Source organism: Labrys sedimenti (assembly GCF_034424805.1).
GTDB classification, from domain to species: Bacteria; Pseudomonadota; Alphaproteobacteria; order Rhizobiales; family Labraceae; genus Labrys; species Labrys sedimenti.
In genome coordinates, this window is sequence record NZ_JAXOUF010000006.1 from 245,956 (window position 1) to 265,332 (window position 19,377).

Sequence of the window (19,377 nt, forward strand, 5' to 3'; positions counted from 1 at the left end):
GTTGTCGGTGGAGCGGGGTTAGCCCGAATCTCCTACGATGACGCACATGGGCCCCTTGAGGGCCTTTTTTATTGCCCGAAACACAAGCGAACGATATTCGAAGCTCGAAAAAGCCCAAGTGCTTGGAAGCCAAGGAAAAAGGCGATGTCGACGAAGCAAATGACCGGCGCGGAAATGGTGGTGCAAGCCATGATCGACCAGGGTGTGGACACCCTGTTCGGCTATCCCGGCGGTGCGGTCCTGCCGATTTATGACGCAATCTTCCAGCAGGAGCAGCTTCGTCACATTCTCGTCCGGCACGAGCAGGCTGCCGTTCACGCCGCCGAGGGATATGCCCGTTCCACCGGCAAGGTGGGCTGCGTGCTGGTGACCTCCGGGCCTGGCGCCACCAATGCCGTGACCGGCCTGACCGACGCCCTGATGGATTCGATCCCGCTGGTGTGCATCACCGGCCAGGTGCCGACCCATCTGATCGGCTCGGATGCCTTCCAGGAAGCCGACACCATCGGCATCACGCGTCACTGCACCAAGCATAATTACCTGGTGAAGCGTATCGAGGACCTGCCGCGCATCCTGCACGAGGCCTTCCTGATCGCCGCATCCGGCCGTCCCGGCCCGGTGCTGATCGACATCCCCAAGGATGTGCAGTTCAAGGTGGGCGAGTATTTCAAGCCGACCGACAACATCCACAAGACCTATCGCCCGCGCCTGGAAGGCGACCAGGACAAGATTAAGGCAGCGGTGGCCCTGATCGCCGGCGCCAAGAAACCTGTGTTCTACACGGGCGGCGGCGTGGTCAATGCCGGCCCGCGGGCTACGGCGCTGCTGCGCGAATTCGCCAAGCTCACCGGCTACCCGGTGACCTCGACCCTGATGGGCCTGGGCGCCTTCCCGGCGGCGGATCCGCAATGGCTCGGCATGCTGGGCATGCACGGCACCTACGAAGCCAATCTGGCCATGCATGATTGCGACGTGCTGATCAATATCGGCGCCCGCTTCGACGACCGCATCACCGGGCGTATCGACGCGTTCTCGCCGCATAGCCGCAAGATCCACGTGGATATCGATCCCTCCTCGATCAACAAGAACGTCAAGGTCGATATCGGCATCGTCGGCGACAGCGCCCATGTGCTGGAGCAGATGCTGGCGGCCTGGCGCGAATTGAAGCCGACGGTGGACAAGGCGGCATTGGCAAGCTGGTGGGATGAGATCGCGGCCTGGCGTGGCCGCAAGTCGCTGGCCTATCGCGGCTCAGACGAGACGATCAAGCCGCAATATGCCATCGAGCGTCTCTACCAGCTCACCAAGGATCGCGACGTCTACATCACCACCGAGGTTGGCCAGCATCAGATGTGGGCGGCCCAGCATTTCCACTTCCAGGATCCCAACCGCTGGATGACCTCGGGCGGCCTGGGCACCATGGGCTATGGCTTCCCGGCCGCGATCGGCGTGCAACTCGCCCATCCGGACGCGCTGGTGATCGACATCGCCGGCGAGGCCTCGATCCAGATGATGCTGCAGGAGATGTCGACGGCGGTGCAGTATCGCCTGCCGGTGAAGATCTTCATCCTCAACAACGAATATATGGGCATGGTGCGCCAGTGGCAGGAACTGCTGCATGGCGGGCGCTATTCGGAGAGCTATTCGGCGGCCTTGCCCGATTTCGTCAAGTTGGCGGAAGCCTATGGCGGGGTCGGCATCCGCTGCACCAAGCCGGGTGATCTCGATGCTGCGATCAAGGAAATGATCGACACCCCGCATCCGGTCATCTTCGACTGCCATGTCGACAAGTCCGAGAACTGCTTCCCGATGATTCCCTCGGGCAAGGCGCATAACGAGATGATCCTGGGCGACGCGGCCATCGATATCGGCAGCGTGATCGACGCCAAGGGCAAGCAACTGGTGTGACCGCGCACGCACTTGCGTGCGCTAGGGAGCGCGGACATCCTGTCCGCTCTTTCTTTCCTTAAGCGCAACGTTTCCAAGAGCGGACAGGATGTCCGCGCTCCCAGGAATTTCTGGAACCCCCAATGACCGGATCCGCCTATTTCATGGCCTCGACGGCCGAGACGATCGTGACCCACACCCTCGTGGTGGAGGTCGACAACGAGCCGGGCGTGCTTGCCCGCGTCGTCGGCCTGTTCTCGGGCCGTGGCTACAACATCGAAAGCCTGACCGTGTCCGAGACCCAGCATGCCGAGCATGTCTCGCGCATCACCGTGGTCACCACCGGCACCGCCAGCGTGATCGAGCAGATCAAGGCACAGCTCGACCGGCTCGTTCCCGTCCACAAGGTCGTCGACCTCACCTTGACCGGCAAGGCCCTGGAGCGGGAACTCATGCTGATCAAGGTGCGCGGCAAGGGTGAGGCCCGCAGCGAGGCCTTGCGTATCGCCGACGCCTTCCGGGCGCGGGTGATCGATGCCACCGTCGAGAGCTTCGTATTCGAGCTGACCGGCAAGGGCGAGAAGCTCGATCAGTTCATCGAACTGATGCGCCCGATCGGGCTGGTCGAGGTCTCGCGCACCGGCATTGCCGCGATCGCCCGCGGCCCCGAGCCGCTCTAGACCCTTCTTTCCATGCGCCAACAGGGCGGTGGGCGCAAGAAATGAAGCCCATCGCGCTTTTTCTCATCACAAACATTGCTTCAAACCCGATGTCGGGCTATTCGCCCGCATCATTTCCCCATCATGAACTGTCTGAAGGACAAGGGACCATGCGCGTTTACTATGATCGCGACGCCGATCTGAACCTGATCAAGACCAAGAAGGTCGTGATCGTCGGCTACGGCTCGCAAGGCCGTGCTCATGCCATGAACCTCAAGGATTCGGGTGCCAAAGAGATCGCGATCGCGCTGCGCCCCGATTCGACCACCGCCAAGAAGGTGGAAGCCGACGGCCTCAAGGTCATGACTGTTCCTGAGGCCGCCAAGTGGGGCGACCTCCTGATGATGGCCACGCCCGACGAGCTGCAGGCCGACATCTATCGCGATGAGATCGCCCCCCATATCCGTGACGGCGCCGCCATCGCCTTCGCCCATGGCCTCAACGTGCATTTCGGCCTGATCGAGCCGAAGAAGACCGTCGACGTCATCATGATCGCCCCCAAGGGCCCCGGCCACACCGTGCGCGGCGAATACCAGAAGGGCGGCGGCGTGCCCTGCCTGATCGCCATCCATCACGATGCCTCGGGCAACGCCCATGATATCGCTTTGTCCTACGCTTGCGGCGTCGGCGGCGGCCGTTCGGGCGTGATCGAGACCAACTTCAAGGAAGAATGCGAAACCGACCTGTTCGGCGAGCAGGTCGTGCTCTGCGGCGGCTTGGTCGAGCTGATCCGTGCCGGCTTCGAGACGCTGGTGGAAGCCGGTTACGCGCCCGAAATGGCCTATTTCGAGTGCCTGCACGAAGTGAAGCTGATCGTCGACCTCATCTATGAGGGTGGCATCGCCAACATGAACTACTCGATCTCCAACACGGCCGAGTGGGGTGAGTATGTCTCCGGTCCGCGCATCATCACCGATGAGACCAAGGCCGAGATGAAGCGCGTCCTTAAGGACATCCAGACCGGCAAGTTCACCTCCGATTGGATGCAGGAATACCGTGCCGGCGCTTCGCGCTTCAAGGGTATCCGCCGCCTGAATGACGCCCACCAGATCGAAGCCGTCGGCGAAAAGCTGCGCGGCATGATGCCCTGGATCGGCAAGAACAAGCTGGTCGACAAGGCCCGCAACTAAAGCCTTTGGAAGTATTGTTTTCCGAATACTGAAGTGTAAAAATCCTGTCTCCCGGTTCATTTGAATCGGGAGACGGTCTGGACAGTGCCGTCATCACACTGTCAAATGTCATACCAAACCGCTTAAACGGAGATATTTGGTATGACGATCGAATCATCCGCCGGAATTACCGTTTCCGATCGCAAGCGACGGCACGCCATTGTCGCGGCGACCATCGGCAACGGCCTGGAATGGTTCGACTTTACCGTCTATGGTTTCTTCGCAGCCCTGATCTCACGGCAGTTCTTTCCCAAGGAAGACCCGCTGACCGCCATTCTTCTGACCGTCACGGTCTATGGCGTCGGTTTCTGCATGCGCCCGGTCGGCGCCATCGTGCTCGGTGTCTACGCCGACCGCCATGGACGCAAAGCGGCGCTCACCATCACCATCCTGACCATGGCGCTCGGCACCGCCTTGCTCGGCTTTGCGCCGACCTACGCCCAGGCCGGCGTGTTCGGAGCGGTGGTGCTGATGCTCGCCCGCCTGATCCAGGGTTTTTCGGCAGGCGGCGAGGTCGGCAGCGCCACCTCCTATCTGGTCGAATATGCCAGACCTGAAGAGCGGGGCCTGGCTGCGAGCTGGCAACAGACCAGCCAAGCGCTCGCGGTGGTGCTGGGCGGGCTGTGCGGCGTCGCCATCACCCAGTTCCTCCCGCAGGAGGCGGTGGAGAGCTGGGGCTGGCGGGTGCCGTTCTGGTTCGGCCTGCTCATCGGGCCGGTGGGGCTCTATATCCGGGCCCGCCTCGACGAGACGCCGGTCTTCTCGGCCGAGACCACGCGCAAGAGCGCGAGCCCCTTGCTCGAGACGCTGAGCGCCCATGGCCGCGGCGTCGCCTCCGGCTTCGGCGTCACCATCCTGTGGACCGTCTGCACCTATGTGCTGCTGTTCTACATGCCGCTCTATGTGGAGAAGTTCCTGAAGATCCCCGCCAAGGATGCCTTCATTTCCACCACGCTGGGCGGCATCGTGCTGATGCTGGGCTGTCCCGTCGCCGGCAGGCTGTCGGACCGGATCGGCCGTAAGAGCCTTCTGCTCACGGCCGCCATCGCCATCGGCATTCTGGTGATACCGTTGTTTGCCTGGCTCAACGCCAATCCGACGCTGCCGGTTCTCATCGCCGTGCAGGTCGTGCTCGGCCTCCTGCTCGCCGCCTTCACCGGCCCCGCGCCGGCATTGCTGGCCGAACAATTCCCGGCTGCGTTGCGCTCGACCGGCCTGTCGCTTGCCTATAATTTCGCCGTGGCGCTGTTCGGCGGCTTCGCCGCCTTGATCGTGACGCTGCTGATCGAGAGGACCGGGCTCACCATCGCGCCTTCCTTCTATGTGGCGGCAGCGGCGCTCGTCAGCGTTTTGACCCTGGCCAGCATGCGCGACCGTACCGGGCAGGCGATCGATTGAGGCAAAAAGGTCTGCTCATAGCTGCAGGACGGGCTCCGGTTTGTCCTAGCCGGGCTTGACCCGGCTATCCCGAAGTCACGTGCGCAAGCGGCCAGGAGGCTGGATTGCCGGGTCTAGCCCGGCAATGACAAGGGTCGTGCACACGCGAAGACGCCTAGGTGAACTGCATTGCCCGTGCTTTAGTACTTTAGCAGCACTCACCTTCATTGAGTGATAAGATATTGATTCTTATGGATTAATTCCAAATTCATGTTGCCATTTCCTTAAGGTTGCGGTGCAATCATGCTGTCTCCAATCACCATGGAGGTGACGGAAATGGTGTCTGTTGCGTTTCGGCGTCAGTTGGAAGGGTACGGCCTCACCACGGCCAATATTCTCTATCGTCTGCCGGACCATCCGGCCTTGCTGCAGGCCTATGTCTGGCAGGAATATGATTTGGCTCCGGCCTTTCCAGAGTTGCACAAATTCCTGGGGTTTTGGCGCGACAAGCTGGAAGGGGCGCTCCATTCGGTCACGGTCTGCCATAACGGGCTGATCAAGCCGGCGGAGCTGCGCGCGATCGGGCAGGAGTTCCGTATCCACTGAGACGCTGGCAAGGCCGGCAAATCACGGTATAAGGCCTCCCAATCGCGCGGAGGCACCGTGGACAAATATCTCAATGCCGCCAAACGGCTGATCTCGCATCTGGCCGATCAGCTGCAGGCCGACCTTGCTGTCGAATTGTGGAACGGCGAGGTCGTGCCGCTCGGCCCGAACGCCCGTACGGATCTGCGCCTCAAGATCGCGGACGCCGATGCGATCACCCGGCTGGTGCGGCGGCCGCATGCGCTGTTCGACCAGCTCATCCAGCTCCTGGCCGACGGCAGCCTCACAATCGAGGGCGGCACGCTTCTGGATGTCGCCGAACGGCGCGGCAGCATGAATACCAAGGGCTTGTTCAAGCGCCTGAGCAAGCTGCAGCTCGCCCGCGGCCTGTGGCCCTTCGTCACCCGCTCCCTGCCCAAGCAAGGCGCCGGCGAGAAGCATGATTTCGCCGGCAAGGTCGAGGACAAGGTCGAAAAGGGCCGGGACGACAAGCCGCTGGTGCAGTTCCACTACGACCTGTCGAACGATTTCTACGGCCTCTTCCTCGGGCCGACCATGGCCTATACCTGCGCCTATTGGCCCCGGCCCGGAACCACGCTCGATGAAGCGCAGACGGCGAAGTTCGACATGATCTGCCGCAAGCTGCGTCTGCAGCCGGGCGATCGTTTCCTCGACATCGGCTCGGGCTGGGCAGGGCTGATCTGCCATGCCGCCCAACACTATGGCGTCACTGCCCACGGTGTCACCCTGGCCCAGGAGCAGTTCGATTTTGCCCAGGAGCGCATCGCCCGGCTCGGCCTGCAGGACCGCGTCACGGTCGAGCTCAAGGATTATCGCGACCTGACCGGCAGTTTCGACAAGGTCGCCTCCATCGGCATGTTCGAACATGTTGGGCTCGACAATCACGAAGCCTATTTCAGGAAGATTCACAGCCTGCTGCGGCCGCGCGGGCTCTATCTGCACCATGCCATTGCCCGGCCGGCCAAGCGCGACATGAAGAAGTTCCGCAAGAAGCGGCCCGAATTTGCTGCTCTCACCCGCTACATCTTCCCCGGGGGCGAGCTCGATACCGTCGGCATGTCGTCCAACGGGCTGGAGGGCAACGGCTTCGAGGTGCATGACGTCGAGGCCTGGCGCGAGCACTATGCCCGCACCACCAAGGCCTGGGCCGAAAATCTCTATGCAAGGCGCGACCAGGCTGCGGCCGAGGTGGGCGAGGCCAAGACCCGGATCTGGCTGCTCTATCTCGCCGGCTGCTCGCTGGCCTTCGAACGATCTGCCGTCGGCATCTTCCAGACGCTTGCCTCGCGCAAGGCCAAGGGACCTTCCGGCCTGCCGCCGACGCGCGAGGATCTCTACAGATAGATCTCCGGGACAGGTTGCCTGGGCGGTCAGGCCTCTTGCCGATTGACGGCGATGGGGAACCGCTCTGCGGTCGGACGGCCGGCGAGATCTTCGGGCCGGCTCCAGGAGAACGGGCCCGTCTTGAGACCGGCGAGGGTCTTGACCATTTCGGAGCGCAGCCAGGGCAGGCGTCCCATCGGGCCGAAGGCGAGGTTCCGCACTGGCCCGGTCAGCCGCGAATGCGACTGGAAGAACTGGGTCAGCACGGTGCTCGCCATCTGGTAGAAGCGGATGTGGCCGCGGCGCTGTGCCAGGAAAGCGGGCAGGGCGGCGTCGATATCGTGGTGCAGGCTGAGTGCATCCGCCAGGGCGACGGCATCCAGCAAGGCCATGTTGGCGCCCTGGCCGAGCTGCGGGCTGGTCTGGTGCCAGGCATCGCCGATCATCACCAGGCGGCCGCGTATGGGCGCAGCAACCGTCAACTGGGCGTAGCGTGCCACCGTCAATTGCTCATGCCGGGTGAATTGCCGCGTCAGTGCCGCCGTCTCCGGCCAGATCGCGGCGACCTCCGCCCGCCAGGCCGCAAGGTCGGTCTCGCTCCAGCGATCGAGATCTTCGACCGGCATGCTCCAGAAGAAGGCATTGAGCGGCGTGGGATCGTGGGGCAAGTGTCCCACCGGCAGCACACCGATCATGAAACGCGCCGTTCGGTAACGCTGCTGCAGGGCGTCGCGTCCAAAGCCGCTATCCCCGGCCACGCCCCAGACCGCGCCATGCCGATAAGGCCGCCGCTGCGGTGCGCCGAGCCTGTCACGAAGGCTGGAGCGGGCGCCGCCGGCATCGACCACCAGATCGAAGGGGCCATGTCGACGTCTGGCCGAGTCCTCGAGCACGGGCCGGTTCTCGATGCTTTCGATGCCGGTAATGTCGGCCGCCTGCTCCAGGGCGATGCCGCGCGTTTCGGCCGCCGTCATCAGCAGGTGGAACAGGCTTGCCCTGTGAATGCCGACGCCGTGCAGCCCGGGTAGAAGCTCGTCATAACGCCGATCGAAGATCAACGGGCCCGTCGGACCGCAACGCCCGTACAGGCGCTCGATTCGGCTGCCCAGGGTGGCGGCATCCTCGCGCAGGCCGAGGCGATCGAGGACGGCCAGGCCCGTCGGCTGCAGCAAAAGCCCGGCGCCCACCGGTTTGGCCTGCTCGAAACGCTCGAACACCACCACGCGGTGGCCGGCATCGGCGAGACAGGAGGCTGCCGCCAGACCGGCGACGCCCGCGCCGACGATGGCAATGGAAAGCTTGACCATGACCGCGACCGTACTGTGGCTGGATGGGTCTTGCCACCGGGGTGCCGTACCGGTCCACAGCGCTCGTCGATTTTGAAGAAACTATCCGGTCAAAAGAATAGCGGTTGTCAATTGTCGGAACAAACATAAGATGGTGTCAGCGCAGCGGATTCAACCGCCTGCGCCAGGCTCACAAAGAGCCGCGTCGGTGCCGTGCACCGAAAGCAACATGCCGGAGCGCTTTGCGATTGGGTGGTATCGCCCGGAATCGCAAGGACGCGTCGAAACAAAGGGTGAGAGCAAACAGACGTTCTGAACGTGTTTTGCTCTAGGGAGGAAATGGATGCCTAAGGACAGGACGCCGCATACGCGGCGCGATTTTATTCGTTCTGCCTCGTTCTCTGCCGGCGCTGCCGCGGCCCTATTCGGGGGATTCGGCCTCGATCCGGCTTTCGCCGCCGAGGCCGCTAAAGTGGCCGGCCGCTCCGAAAAGCCGCTCAAGGCGGCTTTCTCCAATGCAGGCTTGCAGGCCACCTGGTGCGCTCAGGGCAAGGAAGCGGCCGAATATTGGGGCAAGCTCTTCAATGTCGAGGTCACCTGGTTCGATGGCCAGCTCGATGCGGTCAAGCAGCGCGCCGCCATCGACAACATGGCGTCCCAGAAATGGGATTTCGTCGCCATCCAGGCCTTCGGCATCGGCACCTTGACTCAGCCGGTGCAAAAGATGATCGATGCCGGCATCCCGGTGATCGACATGGACACGCTGATCGCGCCGCTCGACAAGATCAACGTGCACAGCTTCCTGGCGCCGAACAACGAATTCATGGGAGCGTCGGTCACGCAGGCCCTGTGCAACGCCATCGGTGGCAAGGGCAAGATCATCATGACCCAGGGCGCCCTCGGCCACACCGGTGCCCAGGGCCGTGCCAGGGGCTTCGAGAGCGTGGTGAAGCAGTTCCCCAACATCGAGGTGCTGGATACGCAGCCCGCCGATTGGGACGTCACCAAGGCGGCCCGCCTGTGGGAGACCTACCTGACCAAATATCCGCAGATCGACGCGGCCTTCTTCCACAATGACGACATGGCGCTCGCCGCCTACAACATCATGAAGGCCCGCAACCGCACCGACATCAAGATCGGAGGCGTCGATGCCATGCCGCCGGCCATTTCGGCCGTCGCGGATGGACGCATGTTCGCCACCGTGCGCAACCCGTCCTGCCGCATCCATGGCGGGGCGATCGTCGCCGGTGTGGCGGCCGTGGTCGGCGGCGAGAAGTCCGGCGAAGGCGGCATTCCCAAGAATGTCGTCACCGACGGGCCTGTCGTCACCAAGGACAATGCCGCCGGCATGCTCTGGATGGAAAAGCACTACCTGATCTGAGTTGGTGTGCCGGTCTTCGTACCGGCATCTTCCAGAAAAGTGCCGGTCGGAAGACCGGCACACCACCGCGTTCCGAGAGGCATGATGGCGGTAGACGACATGCAATCGACGGCCGATGCGCCACCGCGCCTGAAGATGACCGACATCTCCAAATCCTTCGGTGGCGTGGCCGCCCTCAAGGGTGTGGATTTCACGCTGCGGGCCGGCGAGATCCACGGCCTGGTCGGCGAGAACGGGGCAGGCAAGTCGACGATGATGAAGATCATCGCCGGGGTGCACACCGAATATCAGGGCAGCCTGGAGATCGATGGCAGGCAGGTGCATTTCCGCTCCGCCCATGATTCCCTCGCGGCCGGCATCTCCATGGTGCATCAGGAACTCAGCATCGTTCCCGATCTCACCGTCGCTGAGAACGTCTATCTCGGCAAGCAGCCGCTCAATGCCCTCGGCCTTGTCGATTGGCCGGCCATGGTGAAGGGCGCGCGCGAGCAATTGCGCAATCTCGGCATCGACGTCGATCCGCGCATGCGCATCGGGGCGCTGCCGATCGGCCTGCAGCAATTGATCGAACTCGCCCGCGTGCTGTTTTCCGGCGCGCGTATCATCATCCTCGACGAGCCGACATCGGCACTGTCGCCACCGGAGGTGCAGCGGCTGTTCGAGGTGCTGCGCAAGGTGCGGGCCGACGGCCGCAGCATCGTCTTCATCTCGCATTTCCTCGACGACATCCTCAGCATTTCCGACGCGGTGACGATCTTCCGCAACGGCCGCCACGTGATCTCCCATTCGACCGAGGGCATCGACAAGAACTGGCTGATCGAACACATGATCGGCCGGGGCCATGAGGGGTTGGAGGAAAGTTATTCGGGGTCGATCAGCCTGCCTGCCCGGCCGGAAGGCACCCCCGTGCTGGCGACGCAGGGCCTCAGCTATGGGCGGGCCTTTGCCGACGTGACGCTGGACGTGCGTGCGGGCGAAGTGCTCGGCGTCTACGGTTTCATGGGCTGCGGCCAGCTCGAGTTCGCCCGAGCGCTGTTCGGCAAGTTGCAGCCGGCGCAGGGACATATCGAGCTGGAGGGCAAGGCCAGAACCCTTCGCAATACGGCGCAGGCGCGCGAGGCGGGCATCGCGTTCGTGCCGGAGAGCCGGCGCTCGATGCTGTTCCATCACCAGCCCCTCTATCGCAACATCTCGATCAGCATTCTCGAGAAGATTTCGCGGCTGTGGCTGAAGCCGGGCGTGGAGCGCAAGACGGCACAGGGCCATATCGAGGCCTTGCATATCCGCCCGCCGCGGGTGAATGCCTTGCTCGGCTCCCTCTCGGGCGGCAACCAGCAGAAGGTCGCCCTCGCCAAATGGCTGACCCACATGCCCAAGGTCCTGATCCTGTCGGAGCCGACCCGCGGCATGGATGTCGGCGCCAAGGACGACGTGGTGAAGATCGTGCGTGACCTGCGCGACAAGGGCCTGGCGGTGATCGTGGTTTCGGCGGAGCCCGAGACCGTGCTCTCGCTGGCCGATCGGGTCGTGGTGATGAAGAAGGGACGAATCGTGCGCGAGTTCGCCGCCGAGACGATCTCGAAGGATAAATTGCTGGAAGCGGCTTGAGGCGGCAAATCCGCCTGTCTTCAGCCTGGGAGTTTTGAGGAATGAGCACACCGGTTCAGGATGGCAGCCAGGCGCAGTTCGCACGCCAAGGCCTGGGCGCGATCTTGCGCAACCAGATGCGCAACATCGCGCCCTTCGCCACCTTGCTGGCGCTGGTGATCTTCTTTGCTGTGGCGAGCCCATCCTTCTTGTCGCTCGACAACCTCGCCAATATCCTGGTGCAGATCTCGGTAACGGGCATCATCGCCGTCGGGCTGACTTTCGTGATCCTGTGCGGGGAAATCGATCTGTCGGTCGCATCGGTCGCCAACGTTACCGGCGTGGCGGTGGCGTTCTTCACGGCGCAGGAATCCTATGTGAACATCGCCAATGCCAATTTCATCATGCCCGGCGGCGTGGCGATCGTCTTGGCCTTGGTGGCGTGTGCGGCGCTCGGACTGGTCAACGCCTTCGGCCTGACGCGGATCGGCATTCCCTCCTTCATCATGACGCTGGCGATGATGCAGATCGCCGACGGCATCTGTGCGCTGCTGCTGCGCGGCCAGATCGCCTATGCGGTGCCGGACCTGGTGTCGACCTTGGGTTCTGGCAACATCGGTGGCATGCCCTGGATCGTGATCGTGCTGGCGGTCTTCCTCGGCGTCGGCCATGTCGTGCTGACCTATACGCGTTTTGGCCGCTACATCTACATGGTGGGCGGCAACCGCGAGGCGGCGGAATTCTCGGGCATCAACGTCAAGATGATCCTGGCCAGCGTGATGGTGATCGCGGCTCTATGCTCGGGCGTGGCAGGCATGGTGGGCGTCGCCCATTTCGGCAGCGCGCAGCAGAACGAGTTCACCGGCTATCTGCTCGACGCCATTGCGGCCGTCGTGGTCGGCGGCACCAGCCTGTTCGGCGGGCGCGGCGGTATCGGCAACACCATCGTCGGCCTGTGCGTGCTCGGCGTGCTCAATAACGGCCTCGATCATGTCGAGATCGACAGCTTCCTCAAGATCCTGATCCGCGGTGTCATTCTGTTGATCGCACTGATCATCAATGTGTACGCACAACGCCTGCGCGATGAGAGCGACACGGCAGGATAGAGGATCTCCGAATAGAACAGTAATTCTATGATGGCCCGCCCTGCGCGGGCCATATCCTATTATATTGTCTCTAGGGTAGATCTGTGGGCAATGCGGATATTCGGGGTTCAAGATCGAGAGAAATAGGATATAGGTAGCGAGGGGACGCTTCAGAGACTGTCCCCTGACCGGAGCGTCCCAGGATGATGCGGACGCTGTTCGCATCGTGCGCTGCTCCTCATGCGGCACGGATACGCTCCTCAATCCATCCATCGAAAAAGCACTGGAGGTACCATGCAGAAGATGTTCTATCCGCTGGTATTCGCCTGCCTCATCGTGACGGGGTGTATCTCTAATCAACAAGATCCGATGGCGGATCCGCAGGCGACTGGCATGACAGCGCCGCCAACGCCCGGCATGGCGACGCCGCAGGCGCCCGGCATGGCGAATCCGGCCTCGACCTATTGTGCGCAGCAGGGCGGCAGGTCCATCCCCGTGCGGTCGGCGAGAGGCCAGCGCGCCGATTGCCAGCTGCCGGACGGCCGGCGCGTGGACGAATGGAAGCTCTATCGCAGCGCCAACCGGCAGTCGCAGGCGACGCTGCCTCAGTAGGGGCGGTCTTTCCTGACTTCAGCAAGAAAGAAGCCGGCCTCATCAGGGCCGGCTTCCTTTTTGAGGCAAACGAGTTGCCGATCAGCGCTTGAGGATGCGGTTCACACCGGAAGTCACGGCCTTGAGGGCCGATTTGGTGGTGTCCTTGTCGATACCGACGCCGAACAAGGTAGAACCATCGGCAATGCGCAATTCGACATAGGACACGGCCGCCGCATTGGCACCCGAGCCCATGGCGTGCTCGCGATAATTGGCGACATCGAAGTCGAGACCGCTCTCGGCTCGCATCGCGGCTACGAAGGCGTCGATCGGGCCATTGCCGACGCCGGTGATGGTCTTTTCGACACCCTCGTCGCGAATGCGCGCGGTGATGGTCCGCTCCTCACCCTCCGTGTCACCGACGATCTGGTGGGAGAGGAAAGCGTAGCGCCCATTGTCGATATATTCGCGGGTGAAGGCATCCCACAGCCGGTCGGCACCGAGCTCGACGCCTTCGCCGTCGGCGATGCCTTGCACCACCTTGGAGAACTCGACCTGCAAGAGGCGCGGCAATTCGATGCCGTGTTCCTTTTCCAGGATATAGGCGATGCCGCCCTTGCCGGATTGCGAATTGATGCGGATCACCGCTTCATAGGAACGGCCGAGATCCTTCGGGTCGATCGGCAGGTAAGGCACTTCCCACACCGGCGAGGTCGCCGTCTCGATTGCCTTGAAGCCCTTGTTGATCGCATCCTGATGCGAGCCGGAGAAGGCGGTGAACACCAGTTCGCCCGCATAGGGGTGGCGCGGGTGGATCGGCAGCTGGTTGCAATGCTCGGCCACGCGCACCAGGGCATTGACGTCGGAAATGTCGACCTGGGGGTCGACGCCCGACATCATCAGATTGCCCGCCAGGATGACGAGGTCGACATTGCCGGTGCGCTCGCCATTGCCGAACAGCGTGCCCTCGACACGGTCCGCCCCCGCCATCAGGCCGAGTTCGGTCGCCGCGACACCAGTGCCGCGGTCGTTATGCGGGTGCAGCGAGATGATGACGCTGTCGCGATTCTTGATGTTGCGCGACATCCATTCGATCTGGTCGGCATAGACGTTGGGCGTCGACATTTCGACCGTGAGCGGCAGATTCAGGATCAGCTTGTTGTCGGGAGTGGGCTGGTAGACATCCATCACCGCCTCGCAGATCTCCTTGGAGAAATCGAGTTCGGTGCCCATGAAGCTCTCGGGCGAATATTGGTGGCGGATATTCGCCTCCATGCCCAGCTCCTTGGTGAGTTGCATGATCAGCTTGGCACCGTTGACGGCGATGTCGCGGATACCGGCCCGGTCCTGCCGGAAGACGATGCGGCGCTGCAGCTCGGAGGTCGAGTTGTAGAGATGCACGATGGCTGATTTGACGCCCTTCAAGCTCTCGAAGGTGCGCCGGATCAATTCCTCGCGGGCCTGGGTCAGCACCTGGATCGCGACGCCATCGGGAATGCGGCCGGTCTCGATCAGGAAGCGAACGAAATCGAAATCGGTCTGGGAGGCGGAGGGAAAGCCGACCTCGATCTCCTTGAAGCCCATGCCGACGAGCGTGTCCCACATGCGCAATTTGCGCTCGTGGCCCATCGGCTCGATCAGGGCCTGGTTGCCGTCGCGCAGATCGACGGCGCACCAAGTCGGCGCCTGCGTGATGGTGCGGGAGGGCCATTGGCGATCCGGCAGGTCGATTGGCGGCCAGGGCTTGTATTTGGCGGCGACGTCAACCTTGGGAGCGGAAAACTGAGAAACCTTGCCTGCATATGTCATGTTGAAAACTCTTAGCCAAAAAAAGGGGCGGCGAGGCTAGTCGACCGCGATCATGTCCCCTGAGCGCCCAGGCTGAAGCCCGGCCGGCCCTCAGGGGCGGCTAAGGAGGAGGCCGGAAAGGAGGGCGAGCACGAGCGCCGGCGCCGGATGCGCAAGCGTCTCGAATTTGGCGGGCGATGTCGCCACGGCTCGATCCTTTTCCGATGATGGCCCTGAGCCATCAGGTGCAAGGGCTTGTACAGTGCTGTGATGGAGGGGGCAAGGGGAAATGCCGAGACGGACACGACGCCAAAACGCCTTTGCGGTGGAGAGATGGAGGCAAGGACTTGAGAGCGACGCACTTGCCTGCGATCACAGGACATCAACCAACGGACTTATCCGATGCGCTTCCTGATCTGTCTCGCCCTGCTGGCGGCTTCGTCTTCACCAGCCTTGGCGGCTTCCTGCTCCGAGCGCATTGCCTTCGTGCAGCGCGTCATCGACGGCGATGTGAAGACCGGTTTTGCCGACAAGAAGGTGCATGATGCGATGAGCAGGGATCTGGCCGAAGCGGGCCAGGCCTGCCGGACCGGCGACGACGCCAAGGCCCAGGCGCTGGTCTCCTCGACGCAGCGCCGCCACGGCTATCCCGTTCGCTGAGGCCCGGCTTCAGCTATCGAGCCGGTGCGCGAGATAGGCGCATTGGAAGGCCGGCATGCGATCGGCGCGGATGTCGGCCGGTGACGCGACGACATGCATGCGTTCGAGTTCCGGCCTCTCGTCTTCGGCCAGGAAGCGCTCGATTCCGTCCTTGAGCTCGGCCGAAGACAGGGGCGATCGCACCGATTTCATCAGGGCGATGCGCGGGCCGTGGAAAACAGCGGTCCAGCCGGAAGCGATTTCGACGTCGGCCGTCTTGACGCCGGTCTCTTCCTCCAGTTCGCGGGTCACGCTGCCGGCGAGATTGACGATATCGCCATCGAGGTCGGAGGGATCCGGCGTGCCGGCCGCGAAATAGATCGCGCCGGCATTGGAGGTGTGCTCGGCCATCTCGCCGAGCAGGAAGGCGCCGTCGGCGGCCTCGAGCGCGGCCATGGCGAAGCAGTTCCACCGGGCCTCGCCCGGCATGCCGAAGTCCCGCCAGGCCAGGAAGCTGGCATAATCGGTCATCAGATAGGCGCCGCTGAACCGGCGTCCCGCGATCTGCCAGCGATGCAGCAGCAAGATCTTGCCGTTGAAGCTCGCCGGCTTCGCCTCGATCACCTTTTGCCAATGCGCTCTTATCGCTTCGGCATTGTCCTCGGCGAACCGCCAGTGCCGTTGCTCCAGGCGGCAGTCGATGGCATCGAGTTCGACGATCTCCGGCTCAGACATGCAGGCTTCCTTCACTCACGATCACGGCTGCGCCGCCGATCGAGGCTCCGGCCAGACGCGTGCCCTGGATGGTCATGGTGAGGTCGATCAGGGAGGGGCGACCCATTTCGAAGCCCTGCTCGATGCGGAAATGCCGCGTGCCGTCGGCGAGATCGTCGAAACGGGCAATCACGCCGGTGAGCCCGGCCACGGCCGAGCCGGTAGCGGGGTCCTCGGGGATGCCATCGCCGGGCGAGAACATGCGGGCGTGGAAGCTCGATCCGGCCTGGGCGGTCTGGCGCGTATAGGCATAGGCCGCGCCAAGGCCTTCCTGGCCGAAAGCCTCCGTCCACAGGCTGGTATTGATGCGGATGTGGCCCATCGCTTCCAGCGACCGGACAGGCACGAACGTATAGGGGAAGCCCGTGCCGAACACGGTGGGGTGGTGGTTCTCGAAGCCGATCTGATGTTCGCTCAGGCCGAGGGCTTCGGCGATCAGGTTTGTGGCCGCCGGCGCGCCACGCTCGGTTGGCAGGGCCGGTATGTCGAACCGGGCATAGGCGCTGCCGTCCTTGAGAGAGACCGCGCAGGGCACGATGCCGATCTGCTCCTCCAGCCCGAACAGATAGTCACCCGGCTTGCGGTCATGGTCGAGCAGTGCCAGAAGCACGGCCGTTCCGACGGTCGGGTGGCCGGCGAAGGGCATTTCGAGGCCCGGCGTGAAGATGCGGATGCGGGCCCGATGGCGGCTGTCGTCCGGCGGCAGGACGAAGACGGTCTCCGAGAGGTTGAATTCGCGTGCGATCTGCTGCATCGCGGGGGCATCGAGCCCTTCGCTATCGAGCACTACCGCCAGAGGGTTGCCGGCCAAAGCACGGTCGGCGAAGACGTCGAGCGTATAGAAACGACGGGGCATCAGAAGGCTCCTCGCAAGGCAAAGGGACAAAGGACCGTGGCAGCAGGGCAGGGCTCTGCGAGCAGGCGATCCGGCGGAAACGAAAGCGTCTTCCAGAAAAATCGATAGACTTTTCGATTGAGAAAACGCGTCAAAACAGAGAGTTAGAGCAAAGTGCGAGAAATCGCATTTTTCCCTATACCGCGACGACTTCGAAGCGGCGACTCGGCGCCACGAATTCATCCTGGGCCGCCACGGTGAGGATTTCCCGCGAGCCGGCCTCGGCGGTGCGCTTGAGCAGGCCGTAAATCGAGGCGCTGGCGAGGTCCAGCGCTTCGGCTGCGGAGCCCGAGCGTTTCCAGTGCAGGTTGAAGAGAGCCGCGATCGCGTCGCCCGCTCCATTGATGTCGAGCCCCAGGCGGGGCGTGCGGACCCGGTAGAAGCCGTTGCCGTCCGAGGCCAGCAGGTCGATGGCATCGTCCGGCGTGTCGTCGGTGTCGAGGGAAGTCACCAGCACCACCTTGGGGCCGACGGCATGCAGGGCCGTCACCGCGGCCTTGGCATCGGCAAGCCTGCGTACCTCCCGGCCGGCCAGGTATTCGAGCTCGAACCGGTTGGGTGTGATGACATCAGCGGCCGGAACGGCCTGGTCGCGCATGAATTCGGGAATGCCCGGCCTTACGAAGACACCACGGCCGATGTCGCCGATGACCGGATCGCAGCAATAGGTCGCCGCCGGATTGGCGCTGCGCACCTTGTCGACGGCGGCAAGAATGGCGTTGCCGATGTCGGAGGAGCCCATATAGCCGGAGATCACGCCATCGCAGAGGGGCAGGACACCGCGCTCGGCCAGGCCTTCGACCAGTTCGTCCACCATGGTGCCGTCATAGACCCGGCCCTTCCAGGCACCGTAGCCGGTGTGATTGGAAAATTGCACGGTATGGATGGCCCAGACCTCGCAGCCCAGGCGCTGCATCGGGAAAACCGCCGAGGCATTGCCGACATGGCCATAGGTGACCCAGGACTGAATGGACAGGATGTTCATGGTGACTCGGACAAGCACACTGAGGGACCAGCACAACAGACGAAATTCGAGCCGAGCGCAACGGTTCGTCGATGCCACCGGTCATGATCATTTTTGATCGTTTCGATCAAGCATAGCTATGCAAAGCCAAGGGAACCCGCTTTCCCGCCATGCCGGGGGCGGGGGGAAGGGGACTTCCGACGAGGCGGCGGCATTCCCATATCGGTGCTCTGTATTCAATTTCTTTGTCTTGGGTCGATACCATGTTGCTTGACGATACACCCTCCGTGATTTTGGACGAGGATACACATCCTCAACAGACATCATCCCTTTCCACACCCGAAGACGGGCTGTTGCTTGACGCCTATTCGAACACCGTCATTGACGTTGCTGAACGTGTGGGCCCCGCCGTTGTGAAGCTCGACATCCGCAAGGGCGGCAAGCCGGCGGGGTCCGGCTCCGGCGTCATCCTTTCACCGGATGGCCTGGTACTCACCAACAGCCACGTTGCGCAGGGGACCGCCCGCGTTTTGGTGCAAACCCAGGATGGCCGTCATTTCGATGCGCGCCTGATCGGCGATGATCCCGATACGGATCTGGCCCTCGTTCACATCGAGCAACCGGTCAGTCTGCCGTCGGCGCGGCTCGGCAATTCCAGCCTGTTGCGGCGCGGGCAGGTGGCGATCGCCATCGGCAACCCTCTCGGCTTCGAGGCGACGGTGACGACGGGGGTGATCTCCGCCCTCGGCCGCTCGCTGCGCGCCAAGAGCGGACGGCTGATCGACGACGTGATCCAGACCGATGCAGCGCTGAATCCGGGCAATTCAGGTGGCCCACTGGTTTCCACGCTCGGTGAGGTCATCGGCATCAACACGGCCGTGATCATGGGCGCGCAGGGGATCTGCTTTGCGGTCGCGTCGAACACGGCCAGCTTCGTGATGGGGCAACTCATCCGGCATGGCCGCGTGCGGCGCGCCTCCATCGGCATCGCCGCCCAGCAGGCGGTGATCGCCCGCCGCGTGCAGATGGCCGCCGGCATCGATCAGGGCGTGGGCGTGATGATTGCCACGGCCGAAGCCGGTGGCCCGGCGGACAGTGCCGGACTGCTGATGGGCGACATCATCGTCGCCCTGGATGGACGGCGCGTCGCTGCGGTGGACGACCTCATCCGGCTGCTCGGCGAGGACCGCATCGGCAAGTCGACGCGTTTCGACGTGCTGCGCAACGGCAAACCCCGTTCCCTCGACGTGATGCCGCGGGAACGCCAAGGCTCATAGGGAGCAGG

At 63.2% G+C, this 19,377-nt stretch carries 17 protein-coding genes; 12 read left to right on the forward strand and 5 right to left on the reverse strand.

Annotated elements, in window-relative coordinates:
• Positions 1-144: 144 nt before the first annotated feature.
• The 6 genes from U1R88_RS19845 to U1R88_RS19870 all read left to right on the forward strand — a co-directional run bounded on the left by U1R88_RS19845 (position 145) and on the right by U1R88_RS19870 (position 7,123).
• Positions 145-1,908 (forward strand): acetolactate synthase 3 large subunit, encoded by a 1,764-nt coding sequence (locus U1R88_RS19845; RefSeq protein ID WP_311941560.1) that lies wholly within the window; start codon positions 145-147, stop codon positions 1,906-1,908.
• A gap of 122 nt (positions 1,909-2,030) precedes the next feature.
• Positions 2,031-2,567 (forward strand): acetolactate synthase small subunit, encoded by a 537-nt coding sequence (gene ilvN / locus U1R88_RS19850; protein ID WP_202908416.1) that lies wholly within the window; start codon positions 2,031-2,033, stop codon positions 2,565-2,567.
• Between the two features lie 149 nt (positions 2,568-2,716).
• Positions 2,717-3,736, forward strand: coding sequence for a ketol-acid reductoisomerase (gene ilvC / locus U1R88_RS19855; RefSeq protein WP_068282228.1), 1,020 nt, complete (start codon positions 2,717-2,719; stop codon positions 3,734-3,736).
• Between the two features lie 141 nt (positions 3,737-3,877).
• Complete coding sequence (locus U1R88_RS19860; RefSeq protein ID WP_322432798.1) at positions 3,878-5,173, forward strand: MFS transporter; 1,296 nt, start codon at positions 3,878-3,880, stop codon at positions 5,171-5,173.
• 315 nt (positions 5,174-5,488) lie between these two features.
• Positions 5,489-5,758 carry an usg protein gene (locus U1R88_RS19865; RefSeq protein ID WP_322432872.1) on the forward strand — a complete coding sequence of 90 codons (270 nt, stop codon included), beginning with the start codon at positions 5,489-5,491 and terminating at the stop codon, positions 5,756-5,758.
• A 57-nt stretch (positions 5,759-5,815) separates the two neighbouring features.
• A complete protein-coding gene (locus U1R88_RS19870) occupies positions 5,816-7,123 on the forward strand; it encodes a cyclopropane-fatty-acyl-phospholipid synthase family protein (protein ID WP_322432799.1) in 1,308 nt (435 codons plus the stop codon).
• Positions 7,124-7,149: 26 nt separating this feature from the next.
• Here U1R88_RS19870 and U1R88_RS19875 read toward each other — a convergent pair whose 3' ends face one another.
• Positions 7,150-8,409, reverse strand: coding sequence for an FAD-dependent oxidoreductase (locus tag U1R88_RS19875; RefSeq protein ID WP_322432800.1), 1,260 nt, complete (start codon positions 8,407-8,409; stop codon positions 7,150-7,152).
• Positions 8,410-8,731: 322 nt separating this feature from the next.
• On the opposite strand from U1R88_RS19875, the gene U1R88_RS19880 reads away from it, so the two are divergent.
• The 4 genes from U1R88_RS19880 (at position 8,732) to U1R88_RS19895 (ending at position 13,053) form a co-directional block, all read left to right on the forward strand.
• Positions 8,732-9,769 (forward strand): sugar ABC transporter substrate-binding protein, encoded by a 1,038-nt coding sequence (locus U1R88_RS19880; RefSeq protein ID WP_068282240.1) that lies wholly within the window; start codon positions 8,732-8,734, stop codon positions 9,767-9,769.
• A gap of 81 nt (positions 9,770-9,850) precedes the next feature.
• The gene (locus U1R88_RS19885) at positions 9,851-11,377 is read left to right on the forward strand and encodes a sugar ABC transporter ATP-binding protein (RefSeq protein ID WP_322432801.1); all 1,527 of its coding nucleotides are present in this window, start codon (positions 9,851-9,853) and stop codon (positions 11,375-11,377) included.
• 41 nt (positions 11,378-11,418) lie between these two features.
• Positions 11,419-12,462, forward strand: coding sequence for an ABC transporter permease (locus U1R88_RS19890; RefSeq protein WP_322432802.1), 1,044 nt, complete (start codon positions 11,419-11,421; stop codon positions 12,460-12,462).
• 372 nt (positions 12,463-12,834) lie between these two features.
• Complete coding sequence (locus U1R88_RS19895; protein ID WP_322432803.1) at positions 12,835-13,053, forward strand: putative hemolysin; 219 nt, start codon at positions 12,835-12,837, stop codon at positions 13,051-13,053.
• A gap of 81 nt (positions 13,054-13,134) precedes the next feature.
• Here the strand turns inward: U1R88_RS19895 and leuA are convergent, their stop codons facing one another.
• Positions 13,135-14,841 (reverse strand): 2-isopropylmalate synthase, encoded by a 1,707-nt coding sequence (gene leuA / locus U1R88_RS19900; protein WP_322432804.1) that lies wholly within the window; start codon positions 14,839-14,841, stop codon positions 13,135-13,137.
• Between the two features lie 381 nt (positions 14,842-15,222).
• Here leuA and U1R88_RS19905 point away from each other — a divergent pair, with 381 nt between their 5' ends.
• Positions 15,223-15,480, forward strand: coding sequence for a hypothetical protein (locus U1R88_RS19905; protein ID WP_322432805.1), 258 nt, complete (start codon positions 15,223-15,225; stop codon positions 15,478-15,480).
• A gap of 9 nt (positions 15,481-15,489) precedes the next feature.
• Here the strand turns inward: U1R88_RS19905 and U1R88_RS19910 are convergent, their stop codons facing one another.
• From U1R88_RS19910 to pdxY, 3 genes are all read right to left on the reverse strand, one after another.
• Positions 15,490-16,194, reverse strand: coding sequence for an NUDIX hydrolase (locus U1R88_RS19910; RefSeq protein ID WP_322432806.1), 705 nt, complete (start codon positions 16,192-16,194; stop codon positions 15,490-15,492).
• On the reverse strand, positions 16,187-17,089 hold the full coding sequence (locus U1R88_RS19915; RefSeq protein WP_322432807.1) for a PhzF family phenazine biosynthesis protein: 903 nt from the start codon (positions 17,087-17,089) through the stop codon (positions 16,187-16,189). Before U1R88_RS19915 ends, U1R88_RS19910 begins: the two co-directional genes overlap by 8 nt.
• Before the next feature lie 175 nt (positions 17,090-17,264).
• On the reverse strand, positions 17,265-18,113 hold the full coding sequence (pdxY, locus tag U1R88_RS19920) for a pyridoxal kinase PdxY (RefSeq protein ID WP_068282258.1): 849 nt from the start codon (positions 18,111-18,113) through the stop codon (positions 17,265-17,267).
• Between the two features lie 245 nt (positions 18,114-18,358).
• On the opposite strand from pdxY, the gene U1R88_RS19925 reads away from it, so the two are divergent.
• The gene (locus U1R88_RS19925) at positions 18,359-19,369 is read left to right on the forward strand and encodes a S1C family serine protease (RefSeq protein WP_425545456.1); all 1,011 of its coding nucleotides are present in this window, start codon (positions 18,359-18,361) and stop codon (positions 19,367-19,369) included.
• Positions 19,370-19,377 lie beyond the last annotated feature (8 nt).